The 21,338-nt window shown below is 58.9% G+C and carries 19 protein-coding genes; 5 read left to right on the top strand and 14 right to left on the bottom strand.

The window, feature by feature from the left end; genetic code table 11:
• Positions 1–10: 10 nt before the first annotated feature.
• The 9 genes from AC1RNN_RS17055 to AC1RNN_RS17015 form a co-directional block, all read right to left on the bottom strand.
• Positions 11–1,183, bottom strand: a complete 1,173-nt coding sequence (locus AC1RNN_RS17055) for a carbohydrate ABC transporter permease (protein WP_493090472.1) — start codon at positions 1,181–1,183, stop codon at positions 11–13.
• Positions 1,180–2,184 (bottom strand): carbohydrate ABC transporter permease, encoded by a 1,005-nt coding sequence (locus tag AC1RNN_RS17050; protein WP_493090471.1) that lies wholly within the window; start codon positions 2,182–2,184, stop codon positions 1,180–1,182. Before AC1RNN_RS17050 ends, AC1RNN_RS17055 begins: the two co-directional genes overlap by 4 nt.
• 113 nt (positions 2,185–2,297) lie before the next feature.
• Positions 2,298–3,599, bottom strand: coding sequence for an ABC transporter substrate-binding protein (locus AC1RNN_RS17045; protein WP_493090470.1), 1,302 nt, complete (start codon positions 3,597–3,599; stop codon positions 2,298–2,300).
• A gap of 62 nt (positions 3,600–3,661) precedes the next feature.
• The gene (locus tag AC1RNN_RS17040; RefSeq protein ID WP_493090468.1) at positions 3,662–4,666 is read right to left on the bottom strand and encodes an ABC transporter ATP-binding protein; all 1,005 of its coding nucleotides are present in this window, start codon (positions 4,664–4,666) and stop codon (positions 3,662–3,664) included.
• Positions 4,667–4,862: 196 nt separating this feature from the next.
• Entirely contained in the window at positions 4,863–5,168 is a 306-nt protein-coding gene (locus AC1RNN_RS17035; protein WP_493090467.1) for an ATPase with chaperone activity, read from the bottom strand.
• On the bottom strand, positions 5,161–5,652 hold the full coding sequence (locus tag AC1RNN_RS17030) for a low molecular weight protein-tyrosine-phosphatase (protein ID WP_493090466.1): 492 nt from the start codon (positions 5,650–5,652) through the stop codon (positions 5,161–5,163). The genes AC1RNN_RS17035 and AC1RNN_RS17030 overlap by 8 nt, the downstream gene beginning before the upstream one ends.
• Before the next feature lie 79 nt (positions 5,653–5,731).
• Positions 5,732–6,970: a DEAD/DEAH box helicase gene (locus AC1RNN_RS17025; RefSeq protein WP_493090465.1), complete on the bottom strand. Its 1,239-nt coding sequence runs from the start codon at positions 6,968–6,970 to the stop codon at positions 5,732–5,734.
• Positions 6,971–7,042: 72 nt separating this feature from the next.
• Positions 7,043–7,678 carry a PAQR family membrane homeostasis protein TrhA gene (gene trhA, locus AC1RNN_RS17020; RefSeq protein WP_493090463.1) on the bottom strand — a complete coding sequence of 212 codons (636 nt, stop codon included), beginning with the start codon at positions 7,676–7,678 and terminating at the stop codon, positions 7,043–7,045.
• A 23-nt stretch (positions 7,679–7,701) separates the two neighbouring features.
• The gene (locus AC1RNN_RS17015; RefSeq protein WP_493090461.1) at positions 7,702–8,508 is read right to left on the bottom strand and encodes an IclR family transcriptional regulator domain-containing protein; all 807 of its coding nucleotides are present in this window, start codon (positions 8,506–8,508) and stop codon (positions 7,702–7,704) included.
• Positions 8,509–8,642: 134 nt separating this feature from the next.
• On the opposite strand from AC1RNN_RS17015, the gene pobA reads away from it, so the two are divergent.
• Entirely contained in the window at positions 8,643–9,815 is a 1,173-nt protein-coding gene (pobA, locus tag AC1RNN_RS17010; protein WP_493090460.1) for a 4-hydroxybenzoate 3-monooxygenase, read from the top strand.
• Between the two features lie 52 nt (positions 9,816–9,867).
• Here pobA and AC1RNN_RS17005 read toward each other — a convergent pair whose 3' ends face one another.
• Positions 9,868–10,626, bottom strand: coding sequence for a PEP-CTERM sorting domain-containing protein (locus AC1RNN_RS17005; protein ID WP_493090458.1), 759 nt, complete (start codon positions 10,624–10,626; stop codon positions 9,868–9,870).
• Between the two features lie 482 nt (positions 10,627–11,108).
• Between AC1RNN_RS17005 and AC1RNN_RS17000 the strand changes: the two genes are divergently transcribed.
• The 3 genes from AC1RNN_RS17000 to AC1RNN_RS16990 are packed head-to-tail and all read left to right on the top strand — an operon-like array spanning position 11,109 to position 14,732.
• Positions 11,109–12,419 carry an ImmA/IrrE family metallo-endopeptidase gene (locus tag AC1RNN_RS17000; protein WP_493090457.1) on the top strand — a complete coding sequence of 437 codons (1,311 nt, stop codon included), beginning with the start codon at positions 11,109–11,111 and terminating at the stop codon, positions 12,417–12,419.
• Positions 12,420–12,447: 28 nt separating this feature from the next.
• Positions 12,448–14,061, top strand: coding sequence for an adenylosuccinate synthetase (locus AC1RNN_RS16995; protein WP_493090456.1), 1,614 nt, complete (start codon positions 12,448–12,450; stop codon positions 14,059–14,061).
• Between the two features lie 17 nt (positions 14,062–14,078).
• A complete protein-coding gene (locus AC1RNN_RS16990) occupies positions 14,079–14,732 on the top strand; it encodes a DUF7002 family protein (RefSeq protein ID WP_493090455.1) in 654 nt (217 codons plus the stop codon).
• A 13-nt stretch (positions 14,733–14,745) separates the two neighbouring features.
• Here AC1RNN_RS16990 and AC1RNN_RS16985 read toward each other — a convergent pair whose 3' ends face one another.
• Positions 14,746–15,345, bottom strand: coding sequence for an NUDIX hydrolase (locus AC1RNN_RS16985; protein ID WP_493137482.1), 600 nt, complete (start codon positions 15,343–15,345; stop codon positions 14,746–14,748).
• A 222-nt stretch (positions 15,346–15,567) separates the two neighbouring features.
• Positions 15,568–16,608 (bottom strand): DUF4365 domain-containing protein, encoded by a 1,041-nt coding sequence (locus AC1RNN_RS16980; RefSeq protein ID WP_493090451.1) that lies wholly within the window; start codon positions 16,606–16,608, stop codon positions 15,568–15,570.
• Positions 16,609–16,985: 377 nt separating this feature from the next.
• Between AC1RNN_RS16980 and AC1RNN_RS16975 the strand changes: the two genes are divergently transcribed.
• Entirely contained in the window at positions 16,986–17,540 is a 555-nt protein-coding gene (locus tag AC1RNN_RS16975) for an AAA family ATPase (RefSeq protein ID WP_493090450.1), read from the top strand.
• A gap of 183 nt (positions 17,541–17,723) precedes the next feature.
• On the opposite strand, the gene AC1RNN_RS16970 is transcribed toward AC1RNN_RS16975, so the two are convergent.
• Together AC1RNN_RS16970 and AC1RNN_RS16965 are read right to left on the bottom strand one after the other, a co-directional pair.
• Positions 17,724–19,442, bottom strand: coding sequence for a UvrD-helicase domain-containing protein (locus tag AC1RNN_RS16970; protein ID WP_493090448.1), 1,719 nt, complete (start codon positions 19,440–19,442; stop codon positions 17,724–17,726).
• Positions 19,439–21,307 (bottom strand): ATP-dependent nuclease, encoded by a 1,869-nt coding sequence (locus AC1RNN_RS16965; protein ID WP_493090446.1) that lies wholly within the window; start codon positions 21,305–21,307, stop codon positions 19,439–19,441. Before AC1RNN_RS16965 ends, AC1RNN_RS16970 begins: the two co-directional genes overlap by 4 nt.
• Between the last annotated feature and the right edge of the window lie 31 nt (positions 21,308–21,338).

Here is a 21,338-nt window from a genome sequence, read left to right as displayed (position 1 = left end):
AGAGAAAGGTTTACTTGACCGAGCCCGAGAGCAGGCCCCGCACAAAGAAACGCTGGAGTGAAAAGAATACGGCCACCGGCACGGCAATGGAGACAAAAGCGCTGGCGGTGAGGATTTCCCAGCTCTCGCCGCGCGAACCCAGCAGGTCGTTGAGCTTGATGGTCAGCACGATCTGGTCGGGCGCCTTGCCCAGGAAGACCAGCGCGATGAGAAAGTCGTTCCACACCCAGAGGAACTGGAAGATGGCAAAGCTGGCCAGCGCAGGGATGGACAACGGCAACACGATGCCCGTGAAGATCTGGAAGTGCGAAGCACCGTCCATGCGCGCGCTCTCGATGATGTCGCGCGGCAGCGAAGCAATGTAGTTGCGCAGCAAATAGATAGCCAGCGGGAGGCCAAAAGCCGAGTGCGCGAGCCACACCCCGAGGTAGGACTTGGACTCCGTGCCAAAGGCTTCGCCCACCTGGTTGTAGAGGCGCAAGAGCGGAATCAGCGACATCTGCAGCGGCACAACCAGCAGGCCCACCACCACCACGAACAACCAGCGCCGCCCCGGAAACTCCATCCAGCTGAAGGCGTAAGCCGCAAAGGCCGCGATCAGGATCGGAATGAAGGTGGCCGGGATGGTGACCTTGAAGGTGTTGAGAAAGGCCTGGCCCACGCCTTCGGAAGCAACCACCTTCTCGTAATTCTGTGTGAGGAAGACCGGGGGCGACTCGGCCACATAGAAGATGCGGATGCCGCGGTCCTTGTCGTAGGGCGCAGTGAGCTCCAACCGGTAGCTGCCATCGACCGCCACGGTCAGCGTGCCATCGGGCTTGCCATCCTCGTCATCAAAGATCTGGCCGTCCGCCACTTCGGCGACGCTGCCCACCGCAAACTCTTTGGGGTTGGAAGATTTGAGCGAAAACTGCTTGATGCGCACACCCGACTGCTCGCCAAAGAGCTTGCCCTGGATCACATACTTGTCACCCTCCTGCACCATGCTTTGGCTACCGCCCGTGCGGCGCATATCCGAACGCGTCTGGGTGGACAAGGATGTCCACCAGCCGCTGGAGGCGAGCTGCTGCTTGTCGCGGAAACTGGAGACGAACAGGCCGAAGGTAGGGAACACCCAGACCACCACGATGGCCAGTAGCAGGGCCTGGGCCGCCAGTGACTGCAGGCTGAAATACTTTTTCATCGTTGTGCCTCCTCGGTGCGGAACCGGCGGATGTTGAAGGCCATGACGGGGATGACCGCGAACATGAGCACCATGGCCAGCGTGGAGCTGCGCCCGTAGTCGCCGCCACCGCGGAACATCCAGTCGTACATGAGGTTGGCCAGCACGCTGGTGTCCCACTGGCCGCCGGTCATGGCCATGACGATGTCGAACACCTTGAGCACGGTGATGGTGATGGTGGTCCAGACCACGAGCACGGTGGACATGACCTGCGGCACCATGATCTCGAAAAAGATCTGCAGCTCGCTGGCGCCGTCAATGCGCGCTGCCTCAATCGTCTCGTGCGGCACACCACGCAATGCGGCGGACAGAATGACCATGGCAAAGCCGGTCTGAATCCAGATCAGGATGGCCATGAGGAAGAAGTTGTTCCAGAAGGGCAAGGTCACCCAGGCCTGCGGCTGGAAGCCCATGCCCATGACCAGTGCGTTGAGGATGCCGATCTGCTCCACATCGGGGCCGCGGAAGTCATAAACGAACTTCCAGATCACGCTGGCGCCCACAAAGCTGATGGCCATGGGCATGAAGACCATGGACTTGGCAAAGCCGCCCCACCAGACGCGGTCTGCCAGCACAGCCACCACCAAGCCCAGCGCCGTGGCAGCGGCAGGCACCACCAGCAGCCACATGAAGTTGTTGCGGATGGTGATGAGGAAGTTCTGGTCCACCAGCACCCACTGGTAGTTGGCCAGCCCCACAAACTGCTCGCCCGTGGCATCAAAGAAGCTCAGGCGGAAGGTCTCGAACAGGGGATAGAGCAGATAGATGCCCAGCAACAGCAAGGCCGGGGCCAGAAACAGCCAGGGGCGCACCTGGCTGCGCAGTTGTTCTCGCCCGCTCTTGCTGCCTACGGGCAGATGAACGATCTGGTCGAGCAGGAAGTTGGAGCCGGCGAAGTACAGCAGGCAAAACGCAATGCTGACCACCACCGCAAGCAGGGTCTGGAGGATTGGATCGGTCATGGTGCCCACTCTTGTGCGTCGCGTGATGAAGAATTCAAGAGAGATTCAAAAGGGCCGGCAGCCACAGGCCGCCGGCCGGAAGACGCGCCCCACGGCGCTGTCAGAGGAGAGGCTTACTTGATGGCGTCCCAGCTCTTCTGGATTTCGTCCGCCACCTGTTGGGCCGTCTGACCACCGGAGTAATTGACCATGCCCTTCCAGAAGCTGCCGGCACCCACGGCGCCGGGCATCAGGTCGGAACCGTCAAAGCGGAAAGTGGTCGCGTTCTGCAGGATCTCGCCTTGCTTGCGCAGCGAGGCGGTCTTGTACTTGGCCAGGTCCACACCCTTGTGCGGGGTCAGGAAGCCACCCTCGGCCATCCAGATCTCATGCGACTGGGGATGTTGCAGGTACTCCATGAAGGCGCGAGCGCCCTTGCTGTCCTTGGTGATGGTGAGGATGGTGCCGCCGCCCAGAACCGGGTTGCCCAGCTTCTTGCTGGCAAAGGACGGGAAGTAGAAGAAGTCAGCCTCGTCCTGCTTGCCATCGGGGAAGAAGGCGGGGATGAAGGACGCTTGGCGGTGCATATAGCACTTGGGCGGAGAACCGAACAGGCCCTTGGGGCTGTCCTTGAAGCTCACGGTGGCCACGGCCTTGGCGCCGCCGTCCACATAGGCGTCGTTCTTGGCAAACCAGCCGTAGGCCTCAATGGCTTCGACCACGCGTTTGTCGTTGAACTTGACCTTGTTGCTCACCCAGCCGTCATACACCTCGGGGGATTGGGTGCGCAGCATGAAGTCTTCCACCCAGTCGGTGGCGGGCCAGCCTGTGGCAGCATCCGAACCCAGGCCGATACACCAGGGCTTGCCACCGTCGGCAGCGATCTTCTTGGTCAGGGCTTGCAGCTCTTCCATGGTCTTGGGTACTTTGTAGCCCTTTTCCTTGAAGTTCTCGGGCACGTACCAGACCAGGCTCTTCACGTTCACGTTGTAGAAGAAACCGTAGAAGTCTTTCTTGCCCGCCTTGTTGGCGTAGGTGCCCAGATCGGCCCAGGAGCTGCCGGCGGCGTAGTTCTTCTTCACCCATTCCTGGGCCTTGGCACCCAGGGGCTTCAGGCCGTCAATGGCGGCCATGTTGGCGGCCAGACCAGGCTGGGGAAAGACGGAGATGTTAGAGGGCGAACCCGCCTTAATGTCAATCACGATCTGCTGCTCGGAGCTTTGCGAGCAGGAGTGCTTCACGGTGGCGCCTGTGGCTTTCTCAAAGTTGGCAATCACCTTCTTGAACATGCCTTCTTCGGCACCGGTCCAGGGGCAGGTGATGGTGACCACTTCACCCTTCAGGTCCGGCCCCTTGTAATCCACCGCCATGGCCGGGCTGACCAGGGTGCCCAATGCCACCGCCGAAGCGCCGGCAATCATCGTTTGCTTGAACATCGTCTCTCTCCTCTTGGTGTGCAACGGCCCATCCGTTGCACTTAAAACTGAATCGGCCCGCGTCAGTCGACGCGCTTGCCTTCGGCGTTGAACTTGTACAAATGCTGCTCGGCAAAGCCCAGCCCGATCTGGCTGCCGGGCTCCAGCGCCAGCGTGCCATCCATGCGGGCCGTCACCTCGCCCAGCGCGCCGGCCTGTACATAGGCAAAGGTCTCGTTGCCCAGCTGCTCGCAGTGCTTGAGCGTGCCCTGCACGGGGCCGTCGGCCTGCACCTTGAGGTGCTCAGGGCGCAGACCGATGGTGGCCACGCCATGGCGCGCAGCGAGCTCCCCGCCCAGGAAGTTCATCTGCGGCGAGCCAATGAACCCGGCCACAAACAGGCTGGCAGGCTTGTTGTAGAGGTCCAGCGGGCGGCCGACCTGCTCCACCCGCCCCTTGTTGAGCACCACGATCTTGTCGGCCAGCGTCATGGCTTCGACCTGGTCATGCGTCACGTAGATCATGGTCGCGCCCAGGCGGCGGTGCAGCGTGGCCAGCTCCACGCGCATCTTGGTGCGCAGCGCGGCGTCCAGGTTGGAGAGTGGTTCGTCAAACAGGAACACCTTGGGGTCGCGCACGATGGCACGGCCAATGGCCACGCGCTGGCGCTGGCCACCCGAGAGCGCCTTGGGCAGGCGGTCCAGGTATTCGGTGAGCTGCAGGATGTCGGAGGCCTCGCGCACACGGCGCTCGATCTCGGCCTTGGGCGTCTTGGCAATCTTGAGCGCGAAGGCCATGTTGTCGAACACGGTCTTGTGCGGGTAGAGCGCGTAACTCTGGAACACCATGGCCACACCGCGTTCGGACGGGCCCAGTTCATTCACCCGCACACCGCCGATGTTGAGCTCGCCGCCGGTGATGTCTTCCAGGCCGGCAATCATGCGCAACAGGGTGGTCTTACCGCAGCCCGAGGGGCCCACAAACACGGCAAATTCGCCGGGCTCGATGTCCAGATCGACGCCGTGAATGACATCCGCCTTGCCGTAGTTTTTGACGATTCCGCGCAGGCGGACATCGGACTGACTCATATGCATGCTCCTGACGTTGGGACGGCCGTGCCCCGTTACGCAGGAGAATGTAACCAGATTACAAAACCAATGATTAAGGGAAAACCCTTGAAAATCGTTTCAAAATGCGTTTTTCAAAATCGGTTTTGTCCAATGAAGAGGAAATTTGGAAAAGTGCCGTCGAGGTGACCCAAAAAGTAATGAGATTACATACAGGTTACAGCGGCAAGTCCCATCCCAGCAACTCTGCCAGACGGCACACAACCCACTGCGCCTCGTCCGGGCTGACCACCGCCGCGTCGCCCAACAAGCCTTGGTGGCAGCGCGAAAGCACGTCCGACGGCGTGATCCCCAGGCTGAACTCCATGTCCTTGGCGGTGCTGGTCAGCAGGTTGGCCAGGTCTTCGCATAGCTCGTAACGCTGCGCCACCTCCTGCCAGGGCGCGTTCAGGCGCTGGCGCCGGACATCGGTGTACAAGGCCAGAAAGCTCTGCGGAATCTCGATCTGGTAACCCTCAGACATGGCGCAACACCCCTTCCCGCTCCAAGTGCGCCAGCAACCCTTCGCAGGCGTCTTCCACCAGGTCCAGCACGCCCTCAAAACCGTCCGCCCCGCCGTAGTAAGGGTCGGGCACCACGGTGCTGTCATGCGACTGGCAAAACTCGGTCAGGCGGCGTACCTTGGCCTGGTGCTGCGGCGGGCAACGCTGCTGCACCAGGGCCAGGTTGTCCCAATCCATCACCAGAATCAGGTCGGCGCTGTCAAAGTCGGCCGACCGCAGGGCCCGCGCGCGCAGATCGGCCAGCGCATAGCCGCGCTGGGCGGCGTGCACCTGGGAGCGCGCGTCCGGCGGCTCGCCGGGGTGGTAGTTGTGGGTGCCGGCCGAATCCACACGCAGGCGGTCTGCCCAGCCACGCGCCTGCACCTTGTGGCGCATCACGCCGTGGGCCGTGGGGCTGCGGCAGATATTGCCCATGCAGACAAACAAAACGGTGTAGTGCGCCATCGCCTTCCTCGATTACATGAAAAACAGGGCTCCAGCCTTCGTGAAAATTGCGCAAGCAGCTATCAATTCGATAGCAAAATTACACCAGCGGTGGCAGCAGCCCCGCGGCCCGCAGCTTGTCTTTCTTGCTGGGGCGGTGGCCCTTGATGCCGCCACCCGCCGTTGCAGCAGGCACCGTAGCCGTGGGCATGAAGCCAGCCACTTGTTCGCGCACCACGGCAATGTGCTGGCGCTTCTCAATGAGCCGGAAGTGGGACTCCGTGTCCGCGCTGACAAAGCTCACCGCCAGGCCGCTGGCGCCGGCGCGCGCGGTGCGGCCGATGCGGTGGGTGTAGTCGCTGGCCGAGCGCGGCAGGTCGTAGTTCACCACCACCGGCAGCGCGCTGATGTCCAGGCCCCGGGCGGCCACATCGGTCGCCACCATCACCTGGATGGTGCTGGTCTTGAAATCCGCCAACACCTGGCTGCGCTTGCCCTGGCTGAGCTGAGCGTGAAAAGGTTCGGCCTGCAGGCCCGCGCGGCGCAGCTTGTCCGCCACCATTTCCGCGGCGTATTTGGTCGCCACAAAGACCAGCACGCGCTCCCAGCCCTCGCTGGCAATCAGGTGGCGCAGCAGGGTGTTGCGCTGCGGCGCGTCCACCTGGATGGCACGCTGGGTGATCTCGGGCTGCGCCTCTGGCTCGGACTGCACCGTCACCTCCACCGGCGACTGCAGGCTGGCCTGCGCCATGGCCCGCACGGCCGGGGCAAAGGTGGCGGAATACAGCAGACTCTGGTGGCGCTCCGGCAACAAGCCGCGAATGCGCTCCAGCTCCTGCGCAAAGCCCAGGTCCAGCAGCCGGTCCGCCTCGTCCAGCACCAGGGTCTGCACACTGGCCAGCGTCAGGGCACGGTGGTCGATCACATCGAGCAGGCGGCCGGGCGTGGCCACCACGATGTCGGTACCGCCACGCAGGCCCATGAGCTGCGGGTTGATGGAGACGCCGCCGAACAGCACGGTGATGCGCGCCGCCTGCCCGGCGTGCTGCGCCAGCGTGCGCAGGGTCTCGCCCACCTGGCTGGCCAGCTCGCGCGTGGGCACCACCACCAAGGCGGCGGCCTGGCGCGGCTTGCGCGGTGCGCGTTGGGCCAGCTGGCTCAGCAGCACCAGGGCGTAGGCCGCGGTTTTGCCCGAACCGGTCTGGGCGCAGGCCAGCAGGTCCTGCCCCCCCAGCGCCACGGGAACGGTTTCGCTCTGTACGGGCGTGGGCTGCACAAAGCCCTGCAACACCATGGCGTGCGCAAGTGCGGGAGAAATACCGAGATCAGAAAATGGCATGGCGTTGGAAACCCGGGGGGCAGTAAGCGGAAGAAGAAAAACAGGTCAGGCGCAGGCCGGCCAGCACGGAACTCAGCCGGCGTACCCCATCACAGCCACACAGTGGCAGCCGGTACCGGCCACCACAAAGCCGTGCCAGATGGCGTGCGCGTAGCGAATGCGCGAATCGAGCACAAAGAAGACCACCCCCAGGGTGTAGGCCAAACCACCGGCCACCAGCCAGAGCAGCCCCGCCGTTGGCACGTTGTCCACCAGCGGCACGGCAGCAATCAGCACCAGCCAGCCCATGCCCAGGTACAGCCCGGTGGATACCCAGGGATGCGAGAGCTTGTCGGTGGACTTGAGAACGACGCCAACCACGGCTAGCGCCCAGACCAGGCCAAACAGGGTCCAGCCCCAGGCGCCATACAACGCCCCCAGCGCAAACGGGGTGTAGCTGCCGGCGATGAACAGGAAGATGGCGCAGTAATCCAGCTTGAGGAAAACCTGCTTGGCGCGCCCATTGGGCAGCGCGTGGTACAGCGTGGAGGTGAAGTACAGCAACACCATGGTGACGGCAAACACGATGGCCCCGACCTGGCTGGCCGCGCCAAGATCGCGCGCGGCTGCAATCACAAAAGGCGTCGCACCGATGGCAGCCAGCAGCCCCAGCCCGTGGCTGACACTGTTGGCGATTTCCTCACCCAGGCTTTGGAGTCGTACGGTCATGCCCCGATTGTGGCAGCTTGGGTTCACAAGAGGGGGCGCAGCTCGCGTGCCGCATCCAGCAACACGGGCAGCAACTCGGCCTGCAGGGACTCCGCCGTCCAGCGGTGCGGCGCCGCCACCACATTGAGTGCGGCCACCGTGTGGCCCTCGGCGTTGCGTAGCGGCACAGCCAGCGCCAGCACGCCAAGCTCATGCTCTTCGCTGGCCAGAAAGAAGTCCTGCCGGCGCGCAGCGTCAATGCTCTGGCGCAGGGCCTTGGTGTCGGTCACCGTGTGGGCGGTCAGGCGGCGCAGGGGTTGCGCCTTGATCCAGGTCGTGAGCGCCGGCTTGGGCAGGGCCGCCAGCAGCAAGCGCCCGGTGGACGTGGCGTGCGCAGGCAGACGCGCACCGAGGTGCAGACCATAAGCCAGCACCTGGGCCTTGCCCGAGGGCGAGCTGCGCCAGTCGTTGCCGCTGCGGGCCACGATGACCACCTCGTGCCCGTCCAGCACCACCGCCGAAAACGACTCTTGCGTCTGCGCCGCCAGCCGGTTCAGCGTCGGCTGCAGCACACGCGGCATGCGCGCCGAGGCAAGGTAGCTCCCGGAAAAACGCAGCACCTTGCTTGAAAGCCAGTAGTAGCTGCCATCGGTCTCCAGGTAGCCCAGATAGGCCAGCGTGAGCAGGTGACGACGCGCCGCCGCCCGCGTGAGTCCGGCGCGTTGCGCGGCCAGTGTGGCGTTGAGGCGCTGGCGTTCGGTGTCAAAACTCTCCAGCACAGCCATGCCTTTGGCCATGCCGGCAATCAGGTCGGCAGCGGCGATGCCGGGCGGTTTCGAGGTGCTGCGCATGAAGAGTGCATTTGCATGAAGTTGCGCGATTATCGCGCAGCCGCTCCAATCATCGCGCAAATACCTTGTCGGACATTGGTAATGCTGGCCGCCCAAACCTAAGCTTGAGCCATCCATTGCACAAGGCACACACCATGCGTACACAAGTCGCCATCATTGGCGCAGGCCCTTCGGGGCTGCTGCTCGGCCAGTTGCTCCACAAGGCCGGCGTCGACGCCGTCATCCTCGAGCGCCAGAGCTGCGACTACGTGCTCTCACGCATTCGCGCCGGCGTGCTGGAGCAGGTCACAGCCGATCTGCTGGACGAGGCCGGCGTGGGCGCGCGCATGCACGCCGAAGGCCTGGTGCACAGCGGCTTTGACATGCTCTTCCAGGAACAGCGCCACCGCATCAACCTGCACGCCCTCACAGGCGGCAAGCAGGTCATGGTCTATGGCCAGACGGAGGTCACCCGCGACCTCATGGCCGCGCGCGAAGCCGCAGGCCTGCGTACCCTCTACAAGGCGGACAAGGTCAGCGTGCATGACTTCGACACCGAGCACCCCTATGTGCTGTTCGAACAGGATGGCCAGGCGCAACGTCTGGACTGCGACTTCATCGCCGGCTGCGACGGTTTCCACGGCGTATGCCGTGCCAGCGTGCCCGAGGGCGCTATCACCGAGTACGAGAAGGTCTACCCCTTTGGCTGGCTGGGCCTGCTGGCCGACACGCCACCGGTGCACCACGAACTGGTCTACGCCAACAGCAGCCGCGGCTTCGCCCTGTGCTCGCAACGCAGCGCCACGCGCAGCCGCTACTACCTGCAGGTGCCGCTGACGGACAAGGCAGAAAACTGGAGTGACCAGGCCTTCTGGCAGGAATTGCGCCTGCGCCTGGACCCGGAAGCACGCGAAGCTCTGGTGACCGGCCCATCGCTGGAGAAGAGCGTCGCCCCCCTGCGCAGCTTTGTCACCGAACCCATGCGCTTTGGCCGCATGTTCCTGGCCGGCGACGCCGCCCACATCGTGCCGCCCACCGGCGCCAAGGGCCTGAATTTGGCCGCCACCGACGTGAAATACCTCTCCACCGCCTTCATCGAGTTTTACATGGAACGCTCACGCGCAGGTATCGATCACTACTCCCAACGCTGCCTGCAGCGGGTCTGGAAGGGGGAGCGCTTCTCCTGGTGGTTCACCAGCCTGATGCACCGCTTCCCCGAAGAGGGTGCGATCGGACAGAAGCTGCAGGAAGCCGAACTGGCTTACCTGGTCCAGTCCCAGGCCGCCTCGACCGTGCTTGCGGAGAACTACGTGGGATTGGCGCTGTGAGAGGAGATGCCACGATGCCCCGCCAGGGGGCGGAGCATCGGGAAGAAGCCGCTTAAACCTGCTTGGCGGCCTGGCGACGGCGCGCCACAGCGCCAATAAGGCCCACGCCGGCCAGCAACATCGCCATGGAAGAAGGTTCCGGCACAGCAGTCACCGACACGGTCAAACCGTCAACGAACACCGTGTTATTCCAGAAGTTCAAGTTGGAGGTGTTGGCCGGATCACTGAGATTGATAAAGTCCAAAGCCAAACGGCCTTGGCCGGCGGGCAATTGACCCGGGAGGCTGCGACTCGGCAGCATTTGGCCGGTCGGGTCTATCCAGAACAAGCGGACGTTAACCAGCTTGTAGCCATTGGCATTAAAGCCTTGGATGTTCCGCAGGGGATTGTCCGCATCCAGGGCATTCATTCCCAGCTTGAGCAAGGGATCCGCCGCAAGCGACACGACATCACCGCCGCTATACTGGTTGTCATTCATCGATGCAAAACCGCCAGCATCGCTGAAGCGATAGCCAGCAACCGTACCTTGCAGATTTTTGAAGGCGTAGGTTCCAGCGTTCTCAGGGTAGTAGACGGAAAATCCGCCCTCGTACCCCATCGGACCGGATCTGCCGGCATAGGTACCCGCGCTGTCATATTGAAAACTTCCGGAAACCTTGGACCCAACGCCAAAGAAATCGATCATGCTGGTATTGCCAAAGGCAACCGGCGAATAGATGGTGGCCGAGAACGAATAGTTGCTGATTGCAGCGTGTGCGCCAGCTGCACCCAGGGCGAGCGTAGCCACCGCCAGTGCGGTTTTGATTTTCATATGGACTCCCTTTTAAGCGTGCTGATTCTAGTGGGCACGGCGCAATAGCAGCGTCGCAATCCGCCAACACTTGGCAGACCAACATTACGGGGAGTTGCTGTTCGCGGTGAACCGGATTGGATTTGCGAACCAAGAGAGATGGTGCGGCTGGCGGGGATTGACCCCAACTCTCGCGCCCTCTGCGGAGGCTCCACCTGAAGCCCCCTTTTGCATCACGAGTTTGCAATAGCCATTTTATATGGTGTTAGCTCGATTATTCACCATAGCGCATCGCGTGGGGGGCACCTCATATCCGAGGGCCATGGTCCATTAAATCTGATGCACCTTTGGTTGCCAGCAAATTCATACCTACCTGCTACGGAGCAAGCAGGCACTGGCAGACAGGTACGCGACCGTCAGGTATGCTAGAGGAAAATCCACCCAATCTACTCCCCCGCGCCCCAAACAGCGGGACGCTGAACAGACAGAAACAGACGTTTTGCATGCCGAAGAATTATCAGTGGACAAATCAGTCCGTACTTGGCTTTGCAAGCGGTGCCGACCCCGTCGCGACCATGGAAACGCGTGCACGTGCGCTCGCGCTGGGTGCTATGGACGACGGCTGGAATGGTCCACCTTTTGATCCACTTGCCCTTGCACAGCGCCTCGGTCTACGCCTTGAGGCGCGCGGTGACATCCCTGACGCGCGCCTAATACCGACTGACAACAGTCTACTTACATTGGAGTACAACCCAACTCGGCCTCGCGGAAGACTGCGATTTTCGATTGCGCACGAGATTGCGCACACGCTATTTGATGACTGCGCTGCCCAGGTTCGAAACCGCGGTGGTCACGCAGCTGAAACGCACGACAACTGGCAACTTGAAGTACTTTGCAACATAGGTGCAGCAGAGTTGTTGATGCCATCCGGTAGCTTCACCCAATTAGCTGATCAGAGCCTTTCCATTCAGCGAGTAATGGACATCCGTAAGCAATATGACGTGTCTGTTGAAGCATGTCTTATCCGTCTCATTAAGTTAGCCAGAACCCCTTGCGCCGCATTTTGTGCTTCTAAACACCAAAATGAGGGTTACAAGATCGACTATGTCATCCCAGCCCTGGGCTATGACTGCCCTATCTCTGTCGGCCAGCGTGTTCCCCAAAACAGTGCTGTTGTCGAAGCTAATGCGATTGGCTTTACCGCAGTCGGCACGGAAGAGTGGATTAAGGGCAAGCCGTTGCGTGTGGAATGCGTTGGCCTGGCACCCTATCCAGGAGGACTTGCCCCAAGGGTTGTCGGCTTGCTCATCGCAGCCGAAGATACTGTCTATAACGCACCTGAAATCATGGAAATTGACGGTGACGCGCTGCAACCTAGAGGAACCGGTCCGCGACTGGTTGCCCACATCATTCCAGACACGAATTCAGTCTGGGGTGGGAATGGCTTTGCATCGCAGATGCGCCGTCGTTTCCCCGAGGTATGGACTCGCTTCAGGACTGAAACGATTGCTAATCATCGTCAACCGAAATTGGGTGAGGTGTTTATTGGCTCGATGACTGATGACATATGTGTCGCGCACATGGTGGCGCAACACGGCATTGGAACGTCGCTAACTCAACGCCTAAGGTATGCGGCGCTGGCCCAATGCCTGACTGTTGTGCGCGAAAAGGCTGAGGAACTCGGTGCATCTGTTCATATGCCTCGCGTAGGAACGGGGCACGGCGGGGCGAACTGGGACATCGTGAAGGAACTAATAGCAGAAGAGTTGGTAGACAAAGGGGTATCAACAACCGTCTACCGCTGGCCTGGGTAGGAGCAAGTAAAACAGCCTTAGGGAGCAAATGAAACCAAGAGCGGTAGTTCTATCAGGAAGGATTTGTGCAGGTAAGTCGACGTTAGCGATACAACTCCAGCAGAAAGCAGGAGCAACGCTTCTCAAGTCGAAGGACCTGATTGCCGAGCAGCTATCAGCTGCCGGTATGAGCAAACAGCTGGCGCACAGTACAGCCCAGAGACTCGACCGTGATACTGGCGGTCGGTGGTTGGCCGACGCGTTGAATCGGCGTCTCATGAATGACGAGAAGTTTGACTTTTTGGTCATTGACGCTGTCCGCATTGCTGCACAGGTTCATTTTCTTCGACAAAGTGGCTGGGCTGTCACCCATGTCCATCTTGACGCCGGCACGGAGGCTTTGAACAAACGTCATCAAAGTCTTGGCCCTACTAGCAAATACGCAACTCTTGCTGAAGCTTCGAAAGGTTGGCCTCAGCATCATGTCCAAGAACTGGCCAAGTTGGCTGATGTTGTCATTGACACCGACCGCTGTAGTGCTGAGGACGTATTTGCTCGAGTGGTAGCAAGGCTACAGCCTCGTCCAGTTATTGCGCAACCGAACATCGACATCCTTATAGGAGGCCAGTACGGCAGCGAGGGGAAGGGCAATATCGCCCACTACCTAGCCCCCGAGTATGACGTACTGGTTCGTGTGGGAGGTCCCAACGCCGGCCATCAGGTGTTCGTAGGGAAGGGCGAAAAGCCCTACACCTTCCGACAGCTCCCATCTGGGCATCTCGGAAACAAGGATGCAACGCTTGTAATTGGTGCGGGAGCTGTCATCAGTCTTGACGTACTGCTCCGGGAAATCGGTGAGCTATCGATTCAATACGATAAGCTCATTGTCGACCCGCAGGCGATGATCATTGACCCAAGCGATGTGACTTGGGAGACCGGTACTTTGAAGGGAGCCATTGGCTCAACCGCTCAAGGAACTGGTGCCGCGACAGCCCGCAAGATTCTCTATCGCCGTCCAGATTCAGAAGTGCAACTTGCCAAAGATATGCCCGAATTGAGGCGATATCTCGGCGATACCGTCGAGTATTTCGCCAATTGCCTTTCGCGGGGCAAGAAAATAATGCTCGAGGGCACGCAAGGAACATCTCTCAGCATTCACCATGGGCACTATCCGCACGTCACATCCCGGACGACCACAGCTGCCGGTTGCTTGGCCGAAGCCGGCCTGGCTGCCAGACACGTCCGGCGCGTGATGATGGTCTGCCGCACCTATCCGATACGTGTGGGCGACTCGGTTGAAGGCAAGACTTCCGGTTACATGAGCCAGGAGATCTCATTTGAAGAAATTGCGCGACGGTCTGGTATTGCGCAGGACACCTTGGTAAACAAGGAGGTGGGGTCCGTTTCTGGAAGGAGGCGCCGAGTGGCCGAGTTCGATTGGGCTCAACTGCGTCGCTCGCTACTTTTGAATGGCGGCACTGATATCGCCTTGACGTTTGCTGACTATTTCGGTGTAGAGAATCGGAAGGCCTACCGTTACGAGCAATTGACGGACGATACCTTGCGATTCATTGAAGAAATGGAGAAAGTCAGCGGTGTCCCCGTTTCCCTCATTTCCACTGATTTCAGTGAGCGAAACATCATTGACCGACGCATGTGGTGATCGGCATAAGGAATAGCATGGAAGTTAAAGACCTCATAGCGCGCTATCCACGGCTCTATCACATGGCGGAGAAAGACACATGGCCGTCCATTAAGGCGCATGGCTTACTCAGTACTACGGCCATTTTAGATAAATACAAAGTAAATGGTGCAAAACGGGTCAGCATTGAGGCGGGCCATCGCCCTGAAAAGATGCTGATCGGTTCAGCAGACAGTGGCGTCATCATCCGCGACCAAAAGCCAATGCCTCCGTCGCGTATCGCAGACGCACTCATCGACGGAACTACGCCGGCACAGTGGTACCAATTTTTGAATGGTCGGGTCTTTATGTGGGCGAAGGAATTGCGTCTATTCGGACTCCTCGGTGCGCGCCACTACCGGAACCTAGAACACGATGTACTGACCATTGACACAGAAGCGCTGATGTCAACATACAGCAGCAGGGCCTGGCTCTGTCGCATGAACTCGGGAAACACGTGGCCAGTACCCCATCCACGCGGAATGAATGACTTTCAACGTATCTCAGCTTACCCAACCAAGAAATCCTCTGGAGCGCCTCTGAAGGAGGTTGTGGAAGTTGTGGTCGACTATTCCATCCCTGACATTGCAAAGCACGTCATCGAAGTCCGGCGAATGAAAGGCAAGGAGGTGCTCGGAAACTTACCCATATGAGTGTCTAGAAGCCTCAGCTCCGGTGCTCGGCACCTTTAGACAACGCGCCAATTGTCAACAGCTTCTCGTATAGCCGCCGGACACGTCTGTCTGAAGACTTAGCCAAATTTTCAACAGGAACCCACGCCACTTCATGAACCTCTGAAAGTTGGGCCTGCAATCGGACATTGGCAGGTGCCGTGGCAAGAAAAAGAAAGTCGTGGTGCACATGCCGTCCCTCTCCCTTTGCCGGGCGAACAGGGACCTCGTGGCTATCAATATCAAGCGGGATGTCATTGGCCCTCGTCCATGGATGCGCTCTAGCATTGACAACACCCGTTTCCTCTGCGACTTCCCGGAGAGCCGAATCAAAAAGATTGCCAGGCCCTTCGTAATGACCGCCCGGTGTCAGCCACTTCTCCAAAAATGCATGCTGGATAAGTAATATTTCCGAGCTGTGTTCTTTTAGAACAGCCGCGCTCGACGTAATGTGTCCGTCCATATTTGAACGGACAAAAAGGTCTTGATCAGACTTGAGTTGCTTCTCCAGCAACATGTACCGATCAGACTCACTTCGAAAATGGCGCAGATAGCGTAAAAAAATATCCTGCGTGTACTGGCGGATATGCATCATGATATTACGGTCGCAAACTCGCGATCACAAAAAACACTGACCGAAATTCCGGCAAAGGCTGACCAATATGCTTGTGCTGACCAGTGCCAATAGGTGAAGATCAGCTCGACCATGGTAGCTATCGCCCCATAGCTGCCGCTCGCCGTAGAGTAAACACACGCTCAACTCTCAGAATCACCAGCTCGGCGCGGCTTGCTGAGATGTGTTCGGTGCATTGCAGGGTCAGACCTCGTCTTTGAATACCAAGTAGTCGAGCAATGCAGAAGGGCCTCTATTGGCATATTTGTCCCAATGTCTATCCGGCTGAACGTATTTGAGCCCCGCATATGTAAACGCCGTGAGATCGGCGAAGACATTGGACGAGTGCTCTTCAGGGAAGGCTTCTCGGAACGCACAATAATAAGCTACTCGCGGCTCTAGTGGTGAAAAGAACGGCGGCAGTCCAAGTGACTTGATGTGATCAGGCCATTCATCATAGAGAATTGCAAGTGCCGAAAGCCCCACACGTGAGTAAGAGTCACCTCGAAGCACTAAGGCAGCCACTGTGTCAATTGAGACGCGACTTCCCAGCTTTCTAACCAGGGAAAACAACTGGTCGGCAATGGCATTCCCCTCCAAAGTGCCGCGCATACGATTGCCCAGTGCAATAGCTTTGTCGATCAATACATTCAGCGCAGCATCTCCGAGTTGGGTTGACGCTTTTTCGATGCTCGTAGTGAGGGCATCGATAATATTTCGATCTTGGGTTGCGATCCCTGCGTGCAATGCGTCTAGTAGGCTTAAGACAAGCTGCGTTTGGCCTTCCCATTTCGCAATTGACTTTAGTTCCCCGTTCAGACCATGTTGAATAGTTCGCGTCTCGGGTATCCATTCCACCCAGGATTCTTGGTCAACCCGTAATGGACTCGCCTCGCTTCGACGGGACAAGAGCCACTCTTGAAGCCATAAATACCAAGCGTTTTCACCCTCGATATCGACCAGAGCAAAGATAACCGGGTAGCGACAAGAAGCAGCGTATTCAACGTATTTTCGATCAATGTGGAACTGGACCTTGCCATCCTTGCGTAAAGCTTTTGTCGTGGACTTGACTTGGACTTTCAAAATCTCGCCAAGAAGCTCTGGGCTCGCTAACTCGAACTCCATGTCCACACCAAAGTCTTCCCCAAGATCGCGCGTAAGCCAGTCTGGATGCTTCTCAACGTGCGAGAGTAGCCACTTGTGGCCGCGTGAGCCGATCTTTTGGGATAGGGCGCGATGAGCCATCGGTTGTGAGGTCTAACTTGACATAGACGTCAAACTAACAAGCCTGACAAACGGAAAAAGTACGACGAACACACGAAATCCGGTTTGGAGTTAAAAGGTTATTTGACCTGGGGAAAAGTTCCAATGGTCATAACAATAACAAGCAAACGTCGCTTCGGTGTCTGCTTTCACCATTGTCGCCTATACCCGCCACTAGCCCAGAACTGACAGCTTGAACCGATCAATATTTCCCGGAATTGGTGGCAAGTGGAGTCGGAATACACCTCATAATTCGCTGAAAGCCAATTATTGATAGGTAGCGCATCAGTATGCACCTATCGAATAGCTTCGATAAGAATCTGTCACCCGGCAAGATATATGTCTAGGAGGATTGTCAATTGCTGGAAATTGAAGCACTTGTACTTCTGAGCGGACCAATTGCGGTAGGTAAAACCAGCGTTCGACAAGAGCTGATCACTGCCCATGGCTTTGACTACGTTCGCTCCAGTGCTTACTTAAAAGCAATCGCCGACAAGCATGGGCAAGATGATCAAAGAGTGAGCCTTCAGAATTTGGGTGACAAGCTTGATTTAGAAACTGACTACCGGTGGGTGTTGGATCAAGTCGCTCAGCCAGGTTTTGCTGCATCGCCAGACCAAAAGCTTTGGCTCGTTGACGCGGTCAGAAAGAAGCGCCAGATTGAGCACTTTCGGATTGCGTATGGCCCCAGAGTGCTTCACGTTCACCTTAACGCACCTGAAAGCGTCTTGCAACAGCGATATGAATTGAGACTGAGCGCCAACAGTGATGTCACACCATACCAAATTGCCATCAACCATGCGAATGAAGCAGCCTCTCGAAACCTCATACACGTCGCAGATCTTGTACTTGACGCAAGTGCATTAACGCCTCGAGAACTTGCAAAAACCATCGTGACAGCTACGCAAGCATAAGTTGCTTCCATAGGGGCAATTTGAGTATTCGCATGAATTCCACCAGCCGTTCGCATCCCGAAACCACCACCGCTATTTAGGGCGCTAGCGCAAGCTAAACAATCACTCTCGACGCAGATCGGATTTTCGCCACTCTGAATTCTCTACGCTCAAGCCGACATCGCGTGGCTTGAGTTCGATTCGCTATCCAACTTCCTTGAAACCTTTAGCCAGCAGCGCGGGCCGCAACTCCTTCACGGCACTATGCGGCACAGCCACCCACAGTAGGTCCCGGGCACGTGTCGCAGCGACGTAGCCGATGCGGCCAACCTCCGTTGTGACGCCGTCCAGCAGAGCCTGCGCATGCTCTCTGGTGGTTATGTATAGGACGGAATCTAGGCTTTCTCCCTTGGCCTTGTGCACGGTATCAACGCGAAGAGCAGTTGCTTCGCTGTCCGCCAGATCCTCTGCGCTTGCCAGTGGCGAGTTCGGCAAAGCCGTCTTGGCTAGCTTGCGTCCGATGTTGTCAGTCGGCTTCAATCCGAATTTCGTTTCCAAGTTGGCCAGCAGCACTTTGACGCGTGCCAAGAGTTGTGGATGCCAATGCGTGTCGGCAACGAGTGTCGAAGATGGAAGGCCGATGTCAGCGTCGCGGGTGAAAGACCAAATAGTTTTGCGCAGTTCCCGAACCACTGGATCGCCCTTGGGTTGTGCGATCAGGCTCTCCAGGCCATTGGGTGCGTTGTCTAGTAACGCGACCACCGCGACGGTCACTCGCTGGAACGACTTCAATAGATCCTTGCGCCTGTCACGCAGCAGCGCTGCTGCCGCGAACGCTTTGACCAAGCCTTGGCCGGCCGACACTTTGTCGCCTCGCAATGTCTGCGCTAACCCGTTGGATCGGCACAGGATGGCGGAGCGATTGATGTCGGACCCAGCGGCAGACATTGCCCCCTGGAACGCGGTGATGAGCTGCGGGTGTTGGTCCTTCTTGTAGGTGGTGAAGAAGGCACCGTGTGGCATGTTGGGCGCAGCCCGTTCGGCGACATCGGCGCGACCGCAGAGGCCGTTAGCAAGGTCTACGATGCTGGGGGCCGACCGGAAATTTCGCTTCAGCGAATACTGTTTGACGCCTGCGCGCTGGTGGTAGCTGCTGAGAAACTCCCCATTGGCACCAGCGAAGTCGAAGATGCCCTGGTTGGGATCACCGATTAGCGTCACGCAAACGCCGGCACCGATGAGCAGTTCGAGGATCGCTTGGTGCACCGAACCAATATCCTGAGCTTCGTCGATCAGGATGTACGGGTACCGGCGAGCTAGAGTGGCGAGCAGCTCGGGCCTCTCCTTCAGGACGCGGTAGGTCCAATAGCGGCCCAGGTCATGGGTATACGCACCGGTTCGGCCCAGCTTTGTGATCAAATTGCGGGCGATAGCCGTGTCGACCTGCTCGACCTGGTCGTTAAAGGAGTGGTAAAAAAGCTCGGCACCATTCACGAACGCCAGCTTCAGCGCTGTGATGGATTGTGGAAACGCCGCAGTCGAAAATTTGAAGCCGTCCAGGAAGCTTTCGTTGCCTGTCACCAGGAACGTTGCACGCGGCGACTTCATGGTCCGATGGCCGTGCGACCGAATGATGTTGGTGGTAATGAAGCCATCCAGCGTGTCGATCTCAACCCGAGACCTGCCGGCGCTCGATGGCAGGCTGCTCGCCAGATCGTCATAGGCCTTGCGGAAGGTGTCGACAGCCACATTGGAGAACGAAAGCAGCGCCACGCGGCCTCGCGCCTCGCCGAGATTGCGGCGCATGCGGACAAGGCGGTGCACGGCCGTCTTGGTCTTGCCGCTACCTGCGCAAGCGATGACGCACAACGGAACCATCGGCGCGTTGACGACGTCCTGCTGCTCGGGTGTAAGCGCGCTCATGGAATGGGGGGCGCTGACACTTGGCAAACGTGCTTGATGGCGTCTTGGATATAGGCCGGGACCTTGAAGGCCACCGTGCCGTCTGAAATGACCTGCGCCAGCGATTGGGCAAAACTGCCTTTCTGGACGTTGTTCTGCTTGCGCTCGAACATTCCGCAGAACAGCGCTTTGGCCTGCGCTGCATCACCAACTTCGGCTGCGACGGTGGTCGTTAGGGATTTGGCGATCCTCGGCCGCATCTCCTTGAGCGCCTTGAGCATGGCTGTGCGGTTGTCCGAATCCAAAGCCAGGTCGTACTCGAAGGTCTTGAGGCCATGAAACACCTTAACGTGGCTATCTTCGTTCTTCTTCATCTTGGCAGTGTTGGCCGAGATGATGATGGTGTCTCCTGGCGCTGGATAGACGGGTTCCGCATCCTCGTCCTCTTCGTCGTCTTCAGGATCGTTTACGGCTTCAGCAGGCGCGACGATCGGGGCGGAAGCATTCGCCGGTGCCGAGGCCGCCATTAGCGAGGGGGCTCCAGCGGCGGCCGCGGGATCGACCTTGCGCGCCACGGGATCCGCGTCGGTCAGGACAGCGACCGGGATCTTCAGCGCCTGGTCCCCGAAGAGGGGGAGGAAAGAATCGAAGTTCAGTCCCTCAACGCTAATCAGACTCACGCCGTGCTGGCGCAAGTCGTAACCCATACGCTTGGCCAGCGCATCGACCATCATGAGCTCGGCCGCGCCCTCGACGAAGATGACCCGACGAGCGAAGAAGAGCTCGGCGCGCGTGACATCGAGGTATCGCTCGAGCTTCTCACGCTTGCCTTTCTTGAAAGTAATGCTGCGTGGAAGGAAGGTTTCGACTGCGGCGCCGGTGTCAACCAGGCACACCAGGCTGTCCAGGTCGGCAATGCTCGCGAAGTTTGGTGAATGGCTGGTCACGAAGAGTTGGACGGGTTTCTCGCCATTGACGTCCTGGATGGACTGCAGGTACTGAAGCAGCACGGCCTGAAGCTGCGGATGCAAATGCGCCTCAGGTTCCTCAACGATCAGGCCGCGGTAACAGGAATCAGGGTTCTTGGCTAGCTCGCTCAGTACGACCGCCATGTAGATCAGGTTGTTGAAGCCCAATCCGTTCTGCTCGATCTCGAAGTCGTCCACCACCAGCGAAAGCCTGGATTTCAGGCTCTTGAAGTCACTGGCGCTGAGGCCCACCTCAAGCATCTGTGCGAGTTGCGGGCCCAGCATCGTCTTATGCCGGGTGTTGATGGCCTCGTGGGTGTGAACTATGGGCAGGTGCGCCTTCAGCTCGCCATCAAGTTTCTGCAGTACCTTGTTGATACCTTCGATGCCGACATCGTCGGCCAGCAGTTGTAGCAGCCGGGCAAGCTGACTGGCGCGGCCAGGCTTCAGCCCTTGCGAGGCGTCACGCAGCGGAGGCAAGTAGACGCCACGCAGATTTTCCATAATGTCCGCAGTCAGGCCAACGTCTTCGTGCTCACCGCACCACCGCTTCGCGCGTAGGCGCCCGCCTTTGTCGGCTTCAGAGTAGCGGATCTTGATGTGCGCCTCGAGCTTGCCCGATGCGTCGGGCACCAGAGCAGCCAAGAAGTCCGCCTCATCGTCCTCGTCTAGCCCGCTGAAAACGTACTCAAAGACGATATCGCCGGAAGGGGCGCCACCCTTAGGGCGGTGTACATCCTCTTCGCCGAGGCGCGGATAAGGCTCATCGTGCCCGGCCAGCAGCGCGCGCAAGGCGTCGACGACGGCCGTCTTGCCTACGTTGTTGCCACCGACCAGGACGTTTAGGCCGGCTTTAAATGACAGTTCCGCATGCTTGAGCTTGCGGAAGTTCTTTATGACCAGTTTGGTCAGATGCATTGTTGTTATCTCCCTATCCGCAGGGTTCGTC

Source organism: Rhodoferax sp. GW822-FHT02D07 (assembly GCF_058802405.1).
Note: the sequence above shows the minus strand (reverse complement) of the source record. Positions and strands in the feature narration are given on the sequence as shown.